This is a genomic window from Brevundimonas sp. Marseille-Q4549, from assembly GCF_976940555.1.
Genome location: NZ_CDRHXG010000001.1, coordinates 2,285,879 through 2,302,570, shown reverse-complemented (window position 1 = coordinate 2,302,570; position 16,692 = coordinate 2,285,879). Strand labels below are relative to the sequence as shown.

The 16,692-nt window shown below is 67.9% G+C and carries 19 protein-coding genes; 16 read left to right on the top strand and 3 right to left on the bottom strand.

Going from position 1 to position 16,692, the window contains the following annotated elements; genetic code table 11:
- Nucleotides 1–53: 53 nt before the first annotated feature.
- From ACWPV3_RS11320 to ACWPV3_RS11305, 4 genes are read left to right on the top strand one after another with little or no spacing between them, the layout of a single operon-like run.
- The gene (locus ACWPV3_RS11320; protein ID WP_453977912.1) at nucleotides 54–683 is read left to right on the top strand and encodes a TetR/AcrR family transcriptional regulator; all 630 of its coding nucleotides are present in this window, start codon (nucleotides 54–56) and stop codon (nucleotides 681–683) included.
- Nucleotides 683–1,489 (top strand): ABC transporter substrate-binding protein, encoded by an 807-nt coding sequence (locus ACWPV3_RS11315; RefSeq protein ID WP_453978527.1) that lies wholly within the window; start codon nucleotides 683–685, stop codon nucleotides 1,487–1,489. Before ACWPV3_RS11320 ends, ACWPV3_RS11315 begins: the two co-directional genes overlap by 1 nt.
- The gene (locus tag ACWPV3_RS11310) at nucleotides 1,486–2,475 is read left to right on the top strand and encodes a FecCD family ABC transporter permease (RefSeq protein WP_453977911.1); all 990 of its coding nucleotides are present in this window, start codon (nucleotides 1,486–1,488) and stop codon (nucleotides 2,473–2,475) included. The genes ACWPV3_RS11315 and ACWPV3_RS11310 overlap by 4 nt, the downstream gene beginning before the upstream one ends.
- Nucleotides 2,472–3,227 carry an ABC transporter ATP-binding protein gene (locus ACWPV3_RS11305; protein ID WP_453977910.1) on the top strand — a complete coding sequence of 252 codons (756 nt, stop codon included), beginning with the start codon at nucleotides 2,472–2,474 and terminating at the stop codon, nucleotides 3,225–3,227. The genes ACWPV3_RS11310 and ACWPV3_RS11305 overlap by 4 nt, the downstream gene beginning before the upstream one ends.
- Here ACWPV3_RS11305 and ACWPV3_RS11300 read toward each other — a convergent pair.
- Nucleotides 3,221–5,278 carry a lytic transglycosylase domain-containing protein gene (locus ACWPV3_RS11300; RefSeq protein WP_453977909.1) on the bottom strand — a complete coding sequence of 686 codons (2,058 nt, stop codon included), beginning with the start codon at nucleotides 5,276–5,278 and terminating at the stop codon, nucleotides 3,221–3,223. The genes ACWPV3_RS11305 and ACWPV3_RS11300 overlap by 7 nt on opposite strands.
- 123 nt (nucleotides 5,279–5,401) lie before the next feature.
- On the opposite strand from ACWPV3_RS11300, the gene dapA reads away from it, so the two are divergent.
- On the top strand, nucleotides 5,402–6,286 hold the full coding sequence (gene dapA, locus ACWPV3_RS11295; protein WP_453977908.1) for a 4-hydroxy-tetrahydrodipicolinate synthase: 885 nt from the start codon (nucleotides 5,402–5,404) through the stop codon (nucleotides 6,284–6,286).
- Nucleotides 6,286–6,756, top strand: coding sequence for an SsrA-binding protein SmpB (gene smpB, locus ACWPV3_RS11290; RefSeq protein ID WP_292087121.1), 471 nt, complete (start codon nucleotides 6,286–6,288; stop codon nucleotides 6,754–6,756). Before dapA ends, smpB begins: the two co-directional genes overlap by 1 nt.
- A 15-nt stretch (nucleotides 6,757–6,771) precedes the next feature.
- Here smpB and ACWPV3_RS11285 read toward each other — a convergent pair whose 3' ends face one another.
- The gene (locus ACWPV3_RS11285) at nucleotides 6,772–7,410 is read right to left on the bottom strand and encodes a uracil-DNA glycosylase (RefSeq protein WP_313453025.1); all 639 of its coding nucleotides are present in this window, start codon (nucleotides 7,408–7,410) and stop codon (nucleotides 6,772–6,774) included.
- Nucleotides 7,407–7,943 (bottom strand): LabA-like NYN domain-containing protein, encoded by a 537-nt coding sequence (locus ACWPV3_RS11280; protein ID WP_292176654.1) that lies wholly within the window; start codon nucleotides 7,941–7,943, stop codon nucleotides 7,407–7,409. The genes ACWPV3_RS11285 and ACWPV3_RS11280 overlap by 4 nt, the downstream gene beginning before the upstream one ends.
- Here ACWPV3_RS11280 and folK point away from each other — a divergent pair.
- The 10 genes from folK (at nucleotide 7,942) to era (ending at nucleotide 16,692) form a co-directional block, all read left to right on the top strand.
- The gene (gene folK / locus ACWPV3_RS11275; protein ID WP_453977907.1) at nucleotides 7,942–8,520 is read left to right on the top strand and encodes a 2-amino-4-hydroxy-6-hydroxymethyldihydropteridine diphosphokinase; all 579 of its coding nucleotides are present in this window, start codon (nucleotides 7,942–7,944) and stop codon (nucleotides 8,518–8,520) included. The two genes, ACWPV3_RS11280 and folK, sit on opposite strands and share 2 nt — an antisense overlap.
- A gap of 361 nt (nucleotides 8,521–8,881) precedes the next feature.
- A complete protein-coding gene (gene rpoZ / locus ACWPV3_RS11270; RefSeq protein ID WP_292087126.1) occupies nucleotides 8,882–9,241 on the top strand; it encodes a DNA-directed RNA polymerase subunit omega in 360 nt (119 codons plus the stop codon).
- Between the two features lie 92 nt (nucleotides 9,242–9,333).
- Entirely contained in the window at nucleotides 9,334–11,535 is a 2,202-nt protein-coding gene (locus ACWPV3_RS11265) for a RelA/SpoT family protein (RefSeq protein ID WP_453977906.1), read from the top strand.
- Nucleotides 11,532–12,290 (top strand): LOG family protein, encoded by a 759-nt coding sequence (locus ACWPV3_RS11260; RefSeq protein ID WP_313453029.1) that lies wholly within the window; start codon nucleotides 11,532–11,534, stop codon nucleotides 12,288–12,290. The genes ACWPV3_RS11265 and ACWPV3_RS11260 overlap by 4 nt, the downstream gene beginning before the upstream one ends.
- A 51-nt stretch (nucleotides 12,291–12,341) precedes the next feature.
- Complete coding sequence (pyrE, locus tag ACWPV3_RS11255) at nucleotides 12,342–12,926, top strand: orotate phosphoribosyltransferase (RefSeq protein WP_313453031.1); 585 nt, start codon at nucleotides 12,342–12,344, stop codon at nucleotides 12,924–12,926.
- A gap of 14 nt (nucleotides 12,927–12,940) precedes the next feature.
- Nucleotides 12,941–13,684: a pyridoxine 5'-phosphate synthase gene (locus ACWPV3_RS11250; protein ID WP_292087130.1), complete on the top strand. Its 744-nt coding sequence runs from the start codon at nucleotides 12,941–12,943 to the stop codon at nucleotides 13,682–13,684.
- The gene (acpS, locus tag ACWPV3_RS11245) at nucleotides 13,681–14,082 is read left to right on the top strand and encodes a holo-ACP synthase (RefSeq protein WP_292087131.1); all 402 of its coding nucleotides are present in this window, start codon (nucleotides 13,681–13,683) and stop codon (nucleotides 14,080–14,082) included. Before ACWPV3_RS11250 ends, acpS begins: the two co-directional genes overlap by 4 nt.
- A 56-nt stretch (nucleotides 14,083–14,138) precedes the next feature.
- Nucleotides 14,139–15,038: a signal peptidase I gene (gene lepB, locus ACWPV3_RS11240; RefSeq protein WP_292087132.1), complete on the top strand. Its 900-nt coding sequence runs from the start codon at nucleotides 14,139–14,141 to the stop codon at nucleotides 15,036–15,038.
- Nucleotides 15,038–15,748, top strand: coding sequence for a ribonuclease III (gene rnc / locus ACWPV3_RS11235; protein WP_292087133.1), 711 nt, complete (start codon nucleotides 15,038–15,040; stop codon nucleotides 15,746–15,748). Before lepB ends, rnc begins: the two co-directional genes overlap by 1 nt.
- Complete coding sequence (gene era / locus ACWPV3_RS11230; protein ID WP_453977905.1) at nucleotides 15,745–16,692, top strand: GTPase Era; 948 nt, start codon at nucleotides 15,745–15,747, stop codon at nucleotides 16,690–16,692. The genes rnc and era overlap by 4 nt, the downstream gene beginning before the upstream one ends.

The window sequence follows — 16,692 nt, the reverse complement described above, 5'->3', positions numbered from 1 at the left end:
TGGCGTCTGCGCGCCGGAGCCGCTATCAGGAAGAACCAGATCCGGAGTCGCTGTTGTCCGCCGTTCCCCCATCGTCGCGTTCAGGTCGCAAGGCCAAGGGCGAAGGCCATTCCCGGCGCGGGGAAATCCTGTCCGCCGCCGAACGCATCTTTGTGGAGCGCGGCTACGAGGGCGCGACCATCCGCAAGATCGCCGACGAGGTCGGCCTGTCGTCCACGGCGCTCTACATGCATTTCGCCGACAAGGGCGAGATTCTGCAGGAAATCTGCCGCGACGCCTTCGCCCGGCTGATCGAGGCGACCAAAAGACTGGCGACCCTGGATTCCCCACCCGAACAGCGCGCACGGCGCATGGTGGAGGCCTATATCGCCTTTGGTTTCGACAACCCGAACGCTTACCGGCTGATCTACCTGACCCGACCGACCGAGGCGCGCGAGGGTGCTCAAGGCATGGCGCAGGAGTTGGGCCAAGACCTGTTCGTCGGCCTCCAGGCCACGGTGGCCGAGGCGGTGGCGGCCGGCCGGATGCGTGGCGACCCGGCGACGGTCGCCCAACTGATCTGGGCCAGTGCGCATGGCCTCGTCTCGCTGATGATCACCAAACCCTATTTCCCGTGGGCCGAGCGGCAGGCGTTGGTCGACGCCTCGCTGGACGCCCTGTTCCGAGGGTTGCGGACCTCGTGATCCGCGCGACCGTTCTTGGCCTCGTCGTCGCGGTCCTGGCGGGAGAGGCTTCGCAGGCCGCGCCGCTGCGCGTGATGAGCCTGGACCAGTGCGCGGATCAATATGTGCTGGCCCTGGCGCCCGACGCCGACCTGGCTTTGTCTCCGCGCGCCGACGATTCGGATTCCTGGATGCGGCATGAGGCTGCGGGTCGGCGTCGCGTCCGCCCGACGCTGGAGGCGGCGGTCGGCGCCAGGCCTCAGGTCGTGGTGCGATACTGGGGCGGCGATCCGCGCTTGCTGGAGGCGCTGAAGCAGCGCGGCGCGCGGGTCGTGACGATCGAGGACGCCGTCGATCTGGACGGGGTGCGCGCCAATATCCGCACCGTGGCGCAGGGCCTGGGCCAGATCGAGCGCGGGCGGCGCCTGATCGCGCAGATGGACGCGCGCCTGGACGCGGTGAAGCCGCCTTCGCGTCCTGCCCCTCAAGCGGTCTATCTGACGGCGGGCGGCTTCACGGCCGGGCCGGGGACATTGGTGGACGCCATGCTGAGGGCGGCCGGGTTCCGGAACCAGACCACGGCGCCGGGCTTCGGCGCCGTCAGCGTGGAGCGGATCGCCCTTCAGTCGCCGATGCGGTTCGTGCTGGGCTTCTTCGACCAGATCCGGTCCGATTGGCGCGGGCCAGGTCGTCATCCGGTGGTGCGCCGCGCCGCGCAGGGTCGGACGGCCGCTCGACTGCCGGCGGCGGTCCTGACCTGTCCGGCCTGGTTCGCCGCCGACGGCGTGGCGCTGATCGCGGACGGTCGCAAAGAAGGTGGGCGATGAGCCGTGAACTCCAGCTTTGGCTGATCCTGACCCTGGCCATCGTTGTGGCCCTGACGGCGGCGGTGCTGATCGGCGAGACGGCTTTCGATCCCGGCCAGTACGCCGCCGCCTTCCACGATCCGACCTCCGGTCCCGCCGAGGTGCTGTGGCAGGTGCGGGCTCCGCGCGCCGTCTGCGCCCTGGTCGTCGGGGCGGCGCTGGGCCTGGTCGGGGCGGTGATGCAGGGTCTGTTGCGCAATCCCTTGGCCGATCCCGGCGTTCTGGGCGTATCGGCGACGGCGGCTTTGGGGGCGGCCCTCGCCATCATCCTGGGCGGGGCGGGAACGCCGGGCGTGGTCGAGGTTTCGGCCCTGATCGGCGCAGGGCTGGCCGGCGCGTTGCTGATTGTCGCCTCCAGCCTGGTGCGGGCGCCCGAGGCGCTGGTACTGTTCGGCGTGGCCCTGTCCAGCTTTGCGGGCGCGGCGACGGCCCTGATCTTCAACCTGTCGCCATCCCCCATCGCCCAGGCCGAGGTGATGGCCTGGCTGTTGGGATCGGTGCAGAACCGCAGCTGGATCGATGTGGCCTGGGTGGCGCCGGCCGTGGGGATCGCCGCCGGATTCGCCGCCCTGTCGGCCCGGGGTCTGCGCATGCTGACTCTGGGCGAGGAGAGCGCGGCGACCTCGGGCCTGTCCATGGGGCGGCTGCGCGCCCTGGCCCTGATCGCCGCCGCCGTGGCCACCGGAGCGGCCGTGGCGGTCGCGGGCGTGATCGGCTTCGTCGGTCTGGCCGCACCGCATCTTGTTCGTGCGGCGGTGCGCGGCGATCCGGGGCGCATCCTGGCGCCCTCGGCCCTGGCCGGCGGACTGATGCTGGTCGTGGCCGATCTGCTGGCGCGGGTCATGGCCACGGATCAGGAGTTGAAGTTGGGCGTTGTCACCGCCCTGATCGGCGCGCCCCTGTTCGCCCTGATCGCCTGGCGCGCGGCGCGGGAGTGGCGGATATGAGCCTGCTGTCGCTGGAAGCTGTCCATGCTCGGCTCGGGGCGAACTCCGTACTGGAATCCGCCGATCTGTCGGTGGCCTCGGGTCAGGTTGTGGTCCTTTGCGGGCCGAACGGCGCGGGCAAGAGCAGCGCCATCCGTGTGGCGGCGGGTCTCCTGCCCATTCACGCCGGCGAGGTGCGTCTAGGCGACGAACGGCTGGATCGGCTGTCGCATCGTGAACGGGCCATGCGGTTCGCCTATCTGCCCCAGGAACGCCGCATCGCCTGGAACCTGCCGGCGGTGGAGGTGGCGGCCTTGGGTGCGCCCTTCCTGTCGGGATCGGCGGCGCTGATCAAGGCGCGGGCTGCCTTGGAGGAGGTCGGCGTCGGTCATCTGGCGGATCGGGGCGTGGCGGAGATGTCCGGCGGCGAGCGGGCGCGCGTGCTGCTGGCGCGGGCGCTGACCGCGGATGCGCCTCTGTTGCTGGCGGACGAACCCATCGCGGGCCTGGATCCCGACGCGCAGCGGCTGGTGCTGGAGCGGCTGCGCGCGCGCGCCGACGCGGGGGCGGGGGTGCTGGTCAGCCTGCACGACCTGACGCTGGCGGCCTCGGTCGCCGACCGGGTCGTGGTCCTGCACCAAGGACGGGTGATCGCGGACGCCCCGCCCATGCAGGCCCTGGCGCCCGAAGTGCTGCATCAGGTCTTCGGCCTGGACGGCGTCTGGATCAAGGGACGCGACGGGCCGTTGCTGGCGGCCCGTCGCGCTCAGTAGGCCGCGTAGGGCCGCGCGCCCGTCGGTGTTCCGCGCGCGATGTCGGCCGAGGGCGTCAGGGGCGCCGACCCACCGTTCAGCCGCGCCTTGTAGACCGCCATGTTCTCCATCACCCGCATCATATAGTTGCGCGTCTCGGTGAAGGGCGCGCATTCGATGAAGTCGATAGCGGCGTTGGCGTCGCCGCGCGGGTCGCCGCAGCGGGCGATCCACTGGGACGGCCGCGCCGGGCCGGCGTTATAGCCCACCGTCGTCAGCAGCATTGATCCGTTGTTGGCCGCCATCAGCTCGCCCAGGTGATAGCTGCCCAGGGTCATGTTGTAGTCGGGATCCCACAGTTGCTCGGCGGAGAAACTCATGCCCAAGCGGCGCGCGACGCCCGAGGCGGTGGACGGCAGGAACTGCATCATGCCGCGTGCGTCGGCGCCGGAGCGGGCGCGCGGATCGAAGCTGGATTCCTGGCGCGTGATCGCCTGGGTGAACTCCAGCGGCGCGGCGCCGGCCACCTGGGGCGGCACGCGAACAGGATACATGCGCTCGGGCATGACGAAGCCGCGTTGGCTGGCGGCGCGACCGACCATCATGGCGGTGAAGCCTTCGCCATAGCCGCGCGACAGATCCATCAACAGAGCCAGATCCTCGATGCCCGGCAAGTCGTTGTCCAACTGATAGGCGAAGACGCGCAGCAGGGTCATCTCGCCGGTCTCGCCCAGGATGCGGGTGGCGCGGACCATCTCATTGGCCTCGAACCGGGCCACGTCCTGCGGTGTCGGGGCCGGATCGCCGGGCAGCTGCAGGGTCGTCATGCCCGCCTTCTCGGCCGCCAGCTGACCATAGAAGGTCTGCCAGTGACGTGCCCCGCTGCGGTAGTAGTTCAACGCCGCCTCGCGCTCGCCCCGCGCCTCCGCCGCGCGGCCCAGCCAGTAAAAGGCGCGACCCTGGGTGATCGGGGTGGAGGAGGCGGTGCGCAACGCCTCGAAATGGCGGGCCGCGACCTCGGGCTGGTTCAGCTTGGTCAGGGCGACCCAGCCGGCGAAGAATTCGGCGTCCACCATCCGGTCGCCCGAGGCGAAGCCGTGGCCGTTCATGGCGTCATAGGCCGCGCGCCAGTTGCCCTGCTGAAGCGCGTCCAGATAGTAGTTGCGACGCTCGCTCCACAGGGTGTTGTCGCCGACAGTATGCGCCGGGGCGGCGGGCAGGGCGGCCAGCAGGGGGAAGGCCTCCGATTGGCGATTCTGCGAGCGCAGGATGCGGACGCGTTCCAGCACCACGGCCGGATCGTTGGCCTGGGCCGGGGTCAGGCCGGCGACCACGGCGTCGGGGCTGTAGGCCGTTCGCAGAGCCATCACGGCGTTGGCGACGGCTGCGCGCTCGGGCGAGACCAGGCCGATCATGGCGCGGGTCGCCGGGCCGTGCTGGCCCAGCAGCAGCATGTTCAGCCGCGCCTCGTGGTCGGCCGGGCTCAACCAGCCGCCCCAGCGGGCCAGTATGCGCGATTGCGGCGCTTCGTCGAACGAGCGGGTGCGCCACCAGTCGCGGACGAGGGCGCGGGCCTCGTCACGCCGTCCGCGCTGCTCCAGCGCCGAGGCGTAGGCGATCGCTCCCTCGACCGTGGCGGGTTTGGCGTCGGCGAACAGGACCAGAACGGCGTCCGGCGCGGCGCCCGAACGATCCAGCACCTTCTCGGTCGCCGCCTGACGCGAATCGGCGCGAGGCCATCCGGCCAGATCGCGATGGGCGCGGGCCAGGTCGGCATAGGACAACTGCTCGCCCGAGGTGTCGATCAGGGCCCATTCCACCAGCTTGCGCGCCGCCGGATCGCCGATCTGGGCCATGGCCGACTGGGCCGCGCCGACGTTGCGTGCGCGGGCGGCGGCCAGTCCCTGACGAAACAGCGCCGTGTCCTGATCGTTCAGCACGCGCGGCTGCGGCGTCGCGCCATAGCCGGGAACAGACGCGACCGAAGTGTAGGGAACAGGTTGGCCGGGAACCACGTCCTGCGGATTGGGCGCAAGGACGGCGAGGGCCGCCGCCAAACTGGTCGCTATCATGATCTGTCCTGTTCCCATTCAATCCAGTTGCGGCGGAGCCGTCGGCGACCTAACGTCCCGCGCTCATTGCAAAGGCGATGGACATTCGTCCTTCGTCCCTCCCACGCAGGCCAAGTTAGTCTCATGACCGCCCCCTTGTTCAAGGGCGTGATCACCGCCCTGATCACACCACTTCGTGACGGAAACGTGGACGAAGCCGCATTCGCCAAATTGCTCGAGCGTCAGATCGCCGCAGGGATTCACGGCGTCGTGCCGATGGGCACGACGGGCGAAGGCGCCAGCATGGATCTGGACGAGCACAAGCATGTGATCGAGCTGTGCGTTCGCCTGACGGCCGGCCGCACCCGCGTCATCGCCGGCACGGGTTCGCCCTACACCAAGGAAGCCATCGACCTGACGCGCCACGCCAAGGCGGTGGGGGCGGACGGGGCGCTGATCGTGACGCCCTATTACATCCGTCCGTCGCAGGCGGGCATGGCCGCGCATTTCGAGGCCGTGGCCGACGCCGTCCAGCTGCCGATCGTGCTCTACAACGTGCCGGGCCGCACCGGCGCCGACCTGGCGAACGAGACTGTGGCCCGCCTGGCCGCCCATCCCAACATCGTCGGGATCAAGGACGCGACCGGCGACATGAGCCGGGTCGCCTGGATGCGGGCCAATATCGGCGGCCAGTTCGACCTGATCTCGGGCGATGATTCCAGCTATCTGGGCTATCATGCCTGTGGCGGCGTGGGCCTGATCTCTGTGGCGTCGAACGTGGCGCCTGAGGCGATGGTGGCCCTGCACAATGCGGCCCAGGCCGGCGACTACGCCGCCGCCCGCGACTGGCAGGATCGGCTGATCGGCCTGTGCAAGGCGCTGTTCCTGGATAATTCGCCGGCGCCGACCAAATACGCCCTGGCCCGCCTGGGTCTGTGCGAGGAAGAGGCCCGCCTGCCTCTGTCGCCGACGTCGGACGCGGTCAAGCCGCTGATCGACCGCGCCATGGCGGACGCGGGCGTCGGCTGATGGCGTCCGAACAGCCCAAGACCAAGGTGATCGCGGAAAACCGGCGGGCCCGATTCGACTATTTCCTGGAAGACTTCGTCGAGGCCGGCATCCAGTTGCTGGGCACCGAGATCAAGGCCCTGCGCGACGGCCGGGCCAATATCGCCGAAAGCTATGTCTCGCCCGAGGGGCGCGATCTGGTCCTGATCAACGCCGACATCCCGCCCTACAAACAGGCCAACCGCTTCAACCACGAACCGCGCCGCCCGCGCCGCCTGCTGCTGCACCGCAAACAGATCGACCGCATGATCGGGGCGGTCCAGCGCGACGGCCAGACCATCATTCCCGTGCGCCTCTATCTGAACGAGGCAGGCAAGGCGAAGATCGAGATCGCCATGGCCAAGGGCAAGAAGCTTCACGACAAGCGCGAAGCCTCGGCCGAGCGCGACTGGCAGCGCGACAAGGCCCGCCTGCTGCGCGACAAGGGCTGACGCCGGTCTGGCGCCTCAGGCGTCGATCAGCGTCCGCACCCGCGCGAACACCGCCTCGAACATCTCGGGCGTCAACCGCCCGGTGTTCGTGTTCAGCCGCGAGCAGTGATAGCTGTTCAGGATGACATAGCCCCCGGCTTCGCCTTCCGCCCCATGACCCGCCGGCATGGCGGACGCCGGCCTTCCGAACGCCTTCAGGATGTTGCGGCGGGACACGTCGCCCAGGGTCACGATCACCTTCAGATTCGGCAACAGTTTCAGCCGGTCGATCAGAAAGGGGCGGCAGGTCGTCTCCTCGACCGGCAGGGGTTTGTTGCCGGGCGGGGCGCACCGCACGGCGTTGGTGATCATGCAGTCCTTCAGCGTCAGGTCGTCGTCGCCGTTAGGATCATAGGTCCCATGGGCGAATCCGGCCTTCTTCAGCGTGTAATAGAGCAGCCAGCCCGCATGGTCGCCGGTGAAGGGGCGGCCGGTGCGATTGGCCCCGGTGCGTCCCGGCGCCAGGCCGGCGATCAGCAGCCGGGCGTTCGGATCGCCGAAGGAGGGGGCGGGGCCGTTCCACCAGTCGGGGTTCTGGCGCGCGTTCTCCTGGCGATAGGCGACCAGACGCGGGCACAGCGGGCAGTCGCGGGGCGGTTCGGGCGTCAGGCTCATTGCGCGGCCTTCGGGCGGCCAAACTCGGCCATCAGGTCGTTCAGATCCAGGAAGGCGTCGGCCTGGCGGCGCAGTTCGTCGGCGATGTGCGGCGGCTGGGTTTTTTGCGTCGAGATCACCGTGACCCGCACCCCCTTGGCCTGAACCGCCTGGACCACGCGGCGGAAATCGCCGTCGCCGGAAAACAGGACGGCGTGGTCGATGTGCGGGGCCAGTTCCAGCATGTCCACCGCGATCTCGATGTCCATATTGCCCTTGATCCGGCTGTGGCCGGCCCCGTCAGTGAACCGCTTGACCGGCTTGGTCACGACCGAAAAGCCGTTGTAGTCCAGCCAATCCACCAGCGGCTTCACCGGCGAGAATTCTTCGCCCTCGACGATGGCCGTGTAATAATAGGCCCGCGTCAGAACGGATCGGCTGCGGAACCAGTCCAGCATGCGCCGGAAGTCCATGTCGTGCTGCAAGGCGCGGGCGGCGGAATAGAGGTTGGAGCCGTCGATAAAGATCGCCAGCCGGTCGGTGGGATGAAACATGGTCGAGACCGCAAAAAGGGATGATCGAAATGGCGTCCGGACGGCCGACGCCCCCGAACCGGGAATCGATGCGCCTGTCGATCTGGACCAGGCTGTCATCGTGGCCCTGGGCTGCAATGACAAGGGGGTCTGGTCATCCTGTCGCGAGGCGCTGGAGGCGGCGGCCGCACGTTTCCGCAGCGAAGGGATCGACATCCTGGCCAGGTCGTCCTGGTGGTCGTCCCTGGCCTGGCCGGACCCGCAGGATCCGCCCTTTCTTAACGGCGTCGCCCTGGTCCGCACCGATCACAATCCTCACGCCCTGATGGCGGCCCTGGGCCGGATCGAGGACGCCTTCGGCCGTCAGCGGTCAGTTCGCAACGCCCCGCGCACCCTGGACCTGGACTTGGTCGCCTTTGGTCGGCTGAGCGGCGATCTGGACGGGCTGATCCTGCCGCACCCGCGCGCGGCCGAGCGGAAGTTCGTGATGGGGCCGATCGCCGAAATCGCGCCCGACTGGGTGCATCCGAAGAATGGACGAACGGCCTTGGATTTGGCGGCGTCGACCTCCGTTGGGAGAGACGCTCATGCGATCTAAACAACGGCGGCTGGAGATTGCGCTTTTTCAGGCCGGGTTGGTGGGGCCTTTGGGGCTCGCGGTCGCGGTCGGCGCAATATCCATCCTGATCGGCGTTTTCATAATCGTAGCGAGGCCCGATCCTGCACGCTTCGATCCCTGGCGCAGCGCCCATGCGGCTGATCAAGGAGTCTATTGTAGGACATATGGAAAGGGCGGGACGGTCTGTTCGGAGGTTCCGGAACGAGTGCGTGAGTTCAGGGAACGGCGGGAGGCGATACCACGAAAGGCGAACTGACGCCCAACTTCCGCCCCTGTGGCGTTGCAAAAAGCCGTCCTCATCTGTATTTGACGCGGTTCTCCCCCGCGTTCGAGGATTTCCATGGCCCGCGTCACCGTCGAAGATTGCATCGAGAAGGTTCCGAACCGCTTCGGCCTGGTTCTGCTGGCCGGGCACCGCGCCCGCAGCATCGCCAACGGCGCCGCCCTGACGCTCGACCGCGACAACGACAAGAACCCGGTCGTCGCCCTGCGCGAAATCGCCGAGGACACGGTCGTTCCGGACGAACTGCGCGAGACCATCATCACCACCCTGCAGCGCGTCGACGAGCGCACCGAGGCCGAGGACGAAGCCGAGGTCGTGGCCCTGCTGGCCGAACCGCAGCATATGAACATGGCCGAGGCCGAGCTGATCCGCGCGCTGCAAAGCGACCGCGACGGCGGGCAGGAGGAGCGCTACTGACTCCCGAGGGAGCCACAGGCGTCACTATCCTGCCGGCGCGGACCGACGCGGTTCCGCCGGCCCCCCGAACTGCACCAAAGTCAGATCTGACGGTGACGGCGGCCGATGACGCGGCCGCCCCCAAACGCGCGCCTATCCTGCGTCAGTTCGAACTGATCGAGGCGGTCAAGGCCTACGATCCCACCGCGGACGAGGCGATGCTGAACCGCGCCTATGTCTATGCGATGAAGATGCACGGCTCGCAGTTGCGGGCCTCGGGCGATCCCTATTTCGCCCACCCGATCCAGGTCGCGGGCATACTGACCGACTACAAGCTCGACACCGCCACCATCGTCACGGCTCTGTTGCACGACGTGGTCGAGGACACCTCGGCCACCAGGGACGACATCGCCGGGATGTTCGGCGAGGAGATCGCCGTCCTGGTCGAGGGCGTCACCAAGCTGTCGCGGCTGGAACTTCAGGCCGAACATACGCGCCAGGCCGAGAACCTGCGCAAATTCATCCTGGCCATCAGCCGGGACGTCCGGGTGCTTCTGGTCAAGCTGGCCGACCGTCTGCACAACATGCGCACGCTGCAGTTCGTGAAGCCGGAGAAGCGCGAGCGGATCAGCCGCGAGACGCTGGAGGTCTATGCGCCGCTGGGGCGTTCCATCGGCATCCATTCCATCGCGTCCGAGCTGGAAGAACTGGCCTTCACCCACCTGAATCCCACGGCCAAGACCGCCATAGAGCGGCGGTTGGAGGCGCTGAAGCTGGAGCATGGTCAGGCCATCGAAGGCGTGGCCGCCGAGATCGAACGGGTTCTCTCGGAAGCCGGCGTGCGCGCCCGCGTCTTCGGCCGGCAGAAGACCCCGTACTCCATCTGGCGCAAGCTGCAGCGGAAGTCGGTCGGTTTCTCCTCGCTGTCGGACATCTATGGGTTCCGCGTGATTGTCGAGGCCGAGGACGACTGCTATCGCGCCCTGGGCGTGATCCACCGCGAATGGCCGATGGTGCCGGAGCGGTTCAAGGACTTCATCTCGACGCCCAAATCGAACAACTACCGCTCGCTGCACACCACGGTCGTCGGCCCCCGCGGCCTGCGCATCGAGATGCAGATCCGCACCGAGGCGATGGACCGGGTGGCCGAGGACGGCGTGGCCGCCCACTGGCGCTACAAGAACAAGTCCTATGGTTTCGACCGCGAGGCGATGGAGAAGGGCGGGGGACGCGACCCGCTGCAGAACCTGCGGCACCTGGTGCAGGTCATCGAGCACGGCGAGGGCGGCGAGGACTGGGTCGAACACGCCAAGCTGGAGATGTACCTGGATCAGGTCTTCGTCTTCACGCCCAAGGGCAAGCTCGTGACCCTGCCGCGCGGGGGAATGCCGCTGGACTTCGCCTACGCCGTCCATACCGAGGTCGGGGACACGGCTGTCGGCGTCAAGATCAATGGTGAACTGAAGCCGATGCGCACGCCCTTGCAGAACGGGGACGTGGTCGAGGTCATCCGCGGCGCCAAGCGCGAGGTGCCCGCCGACTGGCGCAGTCTGACCGTCACGGGTCGCGCCCGCTCGGCCATCCGCCGCCACATCCGCACGTCCGAGCGGGAGGAGTTCGTCAAACTGGGCCGCGCCGCCCTGCAGCAGACCCTGACGCGGGTGGAAAAGACCCTGTCGGAGGTGTCGCTGAAGCCTGTTCTGGAAACCCTGGCCGTCGCCAGCGACGATGATGTGTTCGAAGAACTGGGGCGGGGGCGTCTGTCGCCGACAACCGTCGCCGAAACCCTGTTTCCCGCGCTGAAAGGACGCCTGAAGGCCGGGCCGGAGAAACAGCGCATCGAAGGGGGCACCGCGCGTCTGTTCGTGCGCGGCGGCGGCCTGACGCCCGGCGTTTCGGTCCACTTTGGCCAGTGCTGCACGCCCGTGCCGGGTGATCGCATCGTCGGCATCCTGGAGCCGGAAACGGGACTGACCGTCCACACCATCGACTGCCAGACCCTGGCCGACTTCGCCGACGACGACTCGGTCTGGCACGATCTGCAATGGACGCCCCAGGCAGAGACGGACGCCGTAGCCGCCGCGCGCATCCGCGCCACCATCCGCAATGCGCCGGGCGTCCTGGGTCAGGTCACGACGCTGATCGGCGAGGCCGGGGGCAACATCATCAACATGACCATGGCCCATCGCCAGCAGGACTTCTTCGACGTGGACGTGGACGTGGAGGTCGAGGACGCCAAACACGCGACCAGCATCATCGCCGCCCTCAGGGCCAATCCGTCGGTCGATTCGGTGGAGCGCGCGCGCGGCGGATGAGGGACGAGACGAAGCGAAACGCGGCCCAGATGGCCTCGCCCTCCTATCGCATGGCGGCGATGGATCAGGACTTCCTCCTGGGCGATTCCATGCGCGGCGTCCGGTTTCTGATGGAGTACGCCAAGCCGGAGGAGGCTCTGCGGGCCTGGGGCGTCCGGTCCACGATCGTGGTGTTCGGCAGCGCCCGCATCCGGGAAGGCCAGCCCTGGTACGATCAGGCCCGTGCCTTCGGTCGTCTTGCGTCCGAACGGGGCGGGGCGCTGCGGGGGCGCGTCGGCGAACCGCGCGACAATGTCATCGCCACAGGCGGCGGCCCCGGAATCATGGAGGCTGCGAATCGTGGCGCCACCGACATCGGCGCTCCCTCGATCGGTTTCAACATCACCCTGCCGCACGAGCAGGAGCCCAACGCCTATTCGACGCCTGAGCTGACCTTCCGTTTCCACTACTTCGCCATGCGCAAGATGCATCTGGCGATGCGGGCCAACGCCCTGGTGGTCTTTCCGGGCGGCTTCGGCACCTTCGACGAGATGTTCGAAATGCTGACCCTGCGCCAGACGGGCAAGGCGCCGCCGGTGCCCATCGTCCTGGTGGACAAGGCCTATTGGACCTCGGTCATCGGCTTCGACGCCCTGGTCGAACACGGCATGATCGCGCGTTCGGACCTGGACCTGATCGGCTTCGCCGAAGACGCCGAGGGCGTCTGGGCTGAATTGCTGGCCCGTGGTCTGCGTCCCCACGAAAACATCGAATAAGGCCGCGCCCAGGGTTCATTCCCGCGCAGCCAGGGTCTAAGGACGGCCTTCATGAACACCGAAGACGTCCTCAACGAGTTCCGTGACGCCGGCGCCCTGCGCGAAGGTCACTTCGTCCTGTCCTCGGGCCTGCACAGTCCGATCTTCCTGCAGAAGAACCTTGTCTTCATGGACGGCGCGCGATGCGAACGTCTTTGCAAGGCGCTGGCCGAGAAGATCGTGGCCACGGTCGGTCCGGTCGATGTCGCCATCTCGCCGGCCGTGGGCGGCATCATTCCCGGCTATGAGACCGCCAAACACCTGAAGGTCCGTTCGATGTACGTCGAACGCGAAGGCGGTCAGTTCAAGCTGCGTCGCGGCTTCTCGGTCGAGCCGGGCGAGAAGGTCGTGATGGTCGAGGATATCGTCACCACCGGCCTGTCCTCGCGCGAATGCATTGCGGCCATTCAGGCGGCGGGCGGAGAGGTGGTCGCGGCGGCCTGTATCGTGGATCGGTCGGGCGGCAAGGCGGACGTCGGCGTCCCGCTGATCGCCCTGGCGTCCCTGTCGGTGCCGGCCTATCCGGCCGACGCCCTGCCGCCCGAACTGGCGGCCCTGCCGGTCGAGGACCCCGGCAGCCGGCGGTTGGCGAAGTAGCGAAGGGGGCAGGGATGAAGCGTCAGCGCGTCCGTCTGGGGGTCAATATCGACCACGTCGCCACGGTTCGGAACGCGCGCGGCGGAACCCATCCCGACCCGGCCCGCGCGGCCGAGGCGGCGCTGGCTGCGGGGGCGGACGGCATCACCGCCCACCTGCGCGAGGATCGCCGCCACATCACCGACGCCGATATCGACGTGCTGACGGCCCTGTGCCGCCGCGCCGGCAAGCCGCTGAACCTGGAGATGGCCGTCACCGACGAGATGCTGGCCATCGCCCTGCGCCATCGTCCTCACGCCGCCTGCCTGGTTCCGGAACGCCGCGAGGAGGTGACGACCGAAGGCGGTCTGGCCGTCGCCGGGCATGAGGTCCGCGTCGCTCCGGTCGTCAGAGCTCTGTCGGACGCAGGCGTCCGGGTCAGCCTGTTCATCGAACCCTCCGAAGCCCAGGTGGAGGCCGCCGCCGCTGTCGGCGCCCAGGTGGTGGAGCTCCATACCGGCCGCTACTGCCACCTGACCGATCCGGCCGAACGGGAGGTCGAGTTCGAACGTCTGGCCGCAGCCGCAGCCCAGGCCGACATCCTGGGGCTGGAGGTCCATGCCGGCCACGGTCTGGACTACGACACCGCGCCGAGGATGCTGACCATTCCGGAAATCCGCGAACTGAACATCGGTCATTTCCTGATCGGCGAATCGATCTTCATCGGCCTGGACGCCGCCATCCGTCGGATGCGCGCGGCGATGGATCAGGCGAAATGATCGTCGGGGTCGGCGCGGACCTGTCCGACATCCGGCGCATCCAGATGTCGCTGGATCGGTTCGGCGAACGGTTCAAGCAGCGTTGCTTCACCGATCTGGAACGCGCGCGATCGGATCGCAAACCGGATCCGGCCTGGAGCTACGCCAAACGGTTCGCGGCCAAGGAGGCCTGCGCCAAGGCCTTGGGCACGGGGATGCGGGCCGATGTCTATTGGCGCGACATGGGGGTGGTGAACCTGCCGTCCGGTCAACCCACCCTGAAGCTGACGGGCCATGCGGCCGAACATCTGGCGCGTCTGACGCCGCCCGGCCATGAGGCCAGAATTCACCTGACGCTGAGCGACGAACATCCTTATGCGCTCGCCTTCGTGGTGATCGAAGCCTTGCCGGTGTCGTAATCAGGTTATAGGCGTGCGCGTTGGCCGCGCACATGCGGCAAGGGATTCCTGATCGCATGAGCGAAGACCACAAGTCCGACGACGCCCAGCCCGCCGGCCGGCGCGACGCCACCCCCGAGGAAGTTTTCGCGGCGTCCGAAGCCGACGCGCCGGTCTCGGCGGTGCGTGAGCCGACCACGGCCGATCAGACAGTCTACGCCAAGACGCCCAAGAGCGCCGCCAAGTCGGCCGCCAGCGAGACGGGCGAAATCTTCAAGACCATCGTCTTCGCCCTGCTGATCGCCATGGTGCTGCGGATCTTCCTGTTCCAGCCCTTCACCATTCCGTCGGCTTCGATGGAGCCCAACCTCTATGAGGGCGACTATATCGTCGTGACCAAATGGTCCTACGGCTTCTCGAAACACTCCATCCCGTTCAGCCCGCCCCTGTTCGACGGCCGCATCCTGGGATCGGCGCCCAAGCGGGGCGACATCGTCGTGTTCAAACTGCCGCGCGACAACAAGACCGACTTCATCAAGCGCGTGATCGGCCTGCCCGGCGACCGTATCCAGATGATCGCCAACAAGCTGTATATCAACGACAAGCCCGTTCAGGACGTGCTGGTCACTCGCCGCGAGATCGAGGACATCTTCGGCCCGCGCATGGTGTCCGAGGTCCGCGAGACCCTGCCCGAGGGCAAGAGCTTCATGACCCAGGACTTCGGCCCCGGAAACGATCTGGACGACACGCCCGTCTATGAGGTGCCGGCCGGCCATTACTTCATGATGGGCGACAACCGCGACAACTCCATCGACAGCCGCGTCGAACAGTCCAGCGGCGTGGGCATGGTCCCGGCCGAGAACCTGGTCGGCAAGGCGCAGATCATCCTGTTCTCGTGGAAGCCCGGCTCGTCGCTGTGGAACCCGGCCAGCTGGTTCAACGTGCGTCTGGACCGGTTCTTCAACGTCCTGCACTGATGGCCAATCTGCGCGCCGAAGCGGTCGCTGCGCTTGAGGCGCGCCTGGGCCATGCCTTCCGCGACAAGGCGCTGCTGGAACGGGCCCTGACCCACGCCAGCGTGGGGGAGGGGGCGCCCGTCGGCGTCCACGGCCCGCGCGACAACGAGCGGCTGGAATTCCTGGGCGACCGGGTGCTGGGCCTGCTGGTGGCCGAACGCCTGTCGCGCCAATATCCGACCGCCGACGAGGGCGAGCTGTCGTCCAGCCTGCATGCTCTGGTCGACAAGGGCGCCTGCGCTCGCGTGGGCGACGCCCTGGGCGTCGGGGCTGCCCTGAGGCTGTCGCCCGGAGAGACCAAGACCGGCGGGCGACGCAAGGCAGGCGTCATCGCCGATGCGGTCGAGGCGATCCTGGCGGCCGTCTATCTGGACGGCGGGCTGGAGGCGGCGCGCGCTGTCTTCGACCGCGCATGGGCCGACGAACTGAAGGCGCCGCCGTCGCGGGCCGTGACCAATCCCAAATCCGCCCTGCAGGAATGGGCGCAAGGGCAGGGGCGTCCCCTGCCGACCTATCGCGTGTCGGATCGGACGGGTTCGGATCATGCGCCCACCTTCACCGTCGAGGTCAGCGTCCAGGGCGTCGAACCCTTGACCGCACAGGGCCGTTCGCGTCAGGAGGCTGAGAAATCCGCCGCCACGGCGCTGCTGAAAAGAGAAGGCGTCATTTGACCGATATCGAAAACCAGCGCGCGGGATTCGCCGCCATCATCGGCGCGCCGAACGCCGGCAAGTCCACGCTGGTCAACCGGCTGACCGGGTCCAAGGTCTCCATCGTCACCCAGAAGGTGCAGACGACGCGCTTTCCGGTGCGCGGCATCGCCATGGAGGGCGACGCCCAGATCGTTTTGGTGGACACGCCCGGCATCTTCACCCCGCGTCGCCGTCTGGACCGCGCCATGGTCGCCTCGGCCTGGGGCGGGGCCGAGGACGCCGACGTGGTGGTCCACCTGATCGACGCCCAGTCGCACATCGATTCCGAAGGGCGGGACGGCACGGCCGCCGACCGCCGCTCGGCCGAGGACACCGAGACCATCATCGCCAATCTTCAGGCGACCGGAACCAAGGTCATCCTGGCGCTGAACAAGATCGACGGCATGCGCCGCGACACCCTGTTGGCCCTGTCGCAGAAGCTGTTCGAAACCGGCGTCTATGACGAGGTCTATATGATCTCGGCCGCCAACGGCGACGGGGTGGAGGATCTGAAACAGCGACTGGCGCGCTCGATGCCCAAGGGGCCGTGGCTTTACCCAGAGGATCAGGCCGCCGACGTGCCGGTGCGGGTTCTGGCCGCCGAGATCACGCGAGAAAAGGTCTATCTGCGCGTCCACGAGGAACTGCCCTATTCGGCGGCGGTCGAGACCACCAGCTTCGAGGATCGCCCCGACGGTTCCGCCCGTATCGAACAGACCATCTATGTCGAACGCGAAAGCCAGCGCCCCATCGTTCTGGGCAAGGGCGGTCAGACGCTGAAATGGATCGGCCAGAAGGCGCGCGAGGAGTTGAATGAGATTCTGGGCCGCCCGGTCCATCTGTTCCTGACCGTCAAGGTCGATCCGAAATGGCAGGACAGCCGCGCCCTCTATGCCCAGTTCGGCCTCGACTACGACGTCTGA

Coding starts and splice junctions, on each gene's coding strand:
- ACWPV3_RS11305 (WP_453977910.1), top strand. CDS start 2,472: ATGAGCCTGCTGTCGCTGGAAGCTGTCCATGCTCGGCTCGGGGCGAAC.
- folK (WP_453977907.1), top strand. CDS start 7,942: ATGGTCGAGACCGCAAAAAGGGATGATCGAAATGGCGTCCGGACGGCC.
- rnc (WP_292087133.1), top strand. CDS start 15,038: ATGGCCAATCTGCGCGCCGAAGCGGTCGCTGCGCTTGAGGCGCGCCTG.
- ACWPV3_RS11285 (WP_313453025.1), bottom strand. CDS start 7,410: ATGAGCCTGACGCCCGAACCGCCCCGCGACTGCCCGCTGTGCCCGCGT.
- ACWPV3_RS11300 (WP_453977909.1), bottom strand. CDS start 5,278: ATGATAGCGACCAGTTTGGCGGCGGCCCTCGCCGTCCTTGCGCCCAAT.
- dapA (WP_453977908.1), top strand. CDS start 5,402: ATGACCGCCCCCTTGTTCAAGGGCGTGATCACCGCCCTGATCACACCA.
- ACWPV3_RS11250 (WP_292087130.1), top strand. CDS start 12,941: ATGAAGCGTCAGCGCGTCCGTCTGGGGGTCAATATCGACCACGTCGCC.
- pyrE (WP_313453031.1), top strand. CDS start 12,342: ATGAACACCGAAGACGTCCTCAACGAGTTCCGTGACGCCGGCGCCCTG.
- rpoZ (WP_292087126.1), top strand. CDS start 8,882: ATGGCCCGCGTCACCGTCGAAGATTGCATCGAGAAGGTTCCGAACCGC.
- ACWPV3_RS11310 (WP_453977911.1), top strand. CDS start 1,486: ATGAGCCGTGAACTCCAGCTTTGGCTGATCCTGACCCTGGCCATCGTT.
- ACWPV3_RS11260 (WP_313453029.1), top strand. CDS start 11,532: ATGAGGGACGAGACGAAGCGAAACGCGGCCCAGATGGCCTCGCCCTCC.
- lepB (WP_292087132.1), top strand. CDS start 14,139: ATGAGCGAAGACCACAAGTCCGACGACGCCCAGCCCGCCGGCCGGCGC.
- ACWPV3_RS11280 (WP_292176654.1), bottom strand. CDS start 7,943: ATGTTTCATCCCACCGACCGGCTGGCGATCTTTATCGACGGCTCCAAC.
- acpS (WP_292087131.1), top strand. CDS start 13,681: ATGATCGTCGGGGTCGGCGCGGACCTGTCCGACATCCGGCGCATCCAG.
- smpB (WP_292087121.1), top strand. CDS start 6,286: ATGGCGTCCGAACAGCCCAAGACCAAGGTGATCGCGGAAAACCGGCGG.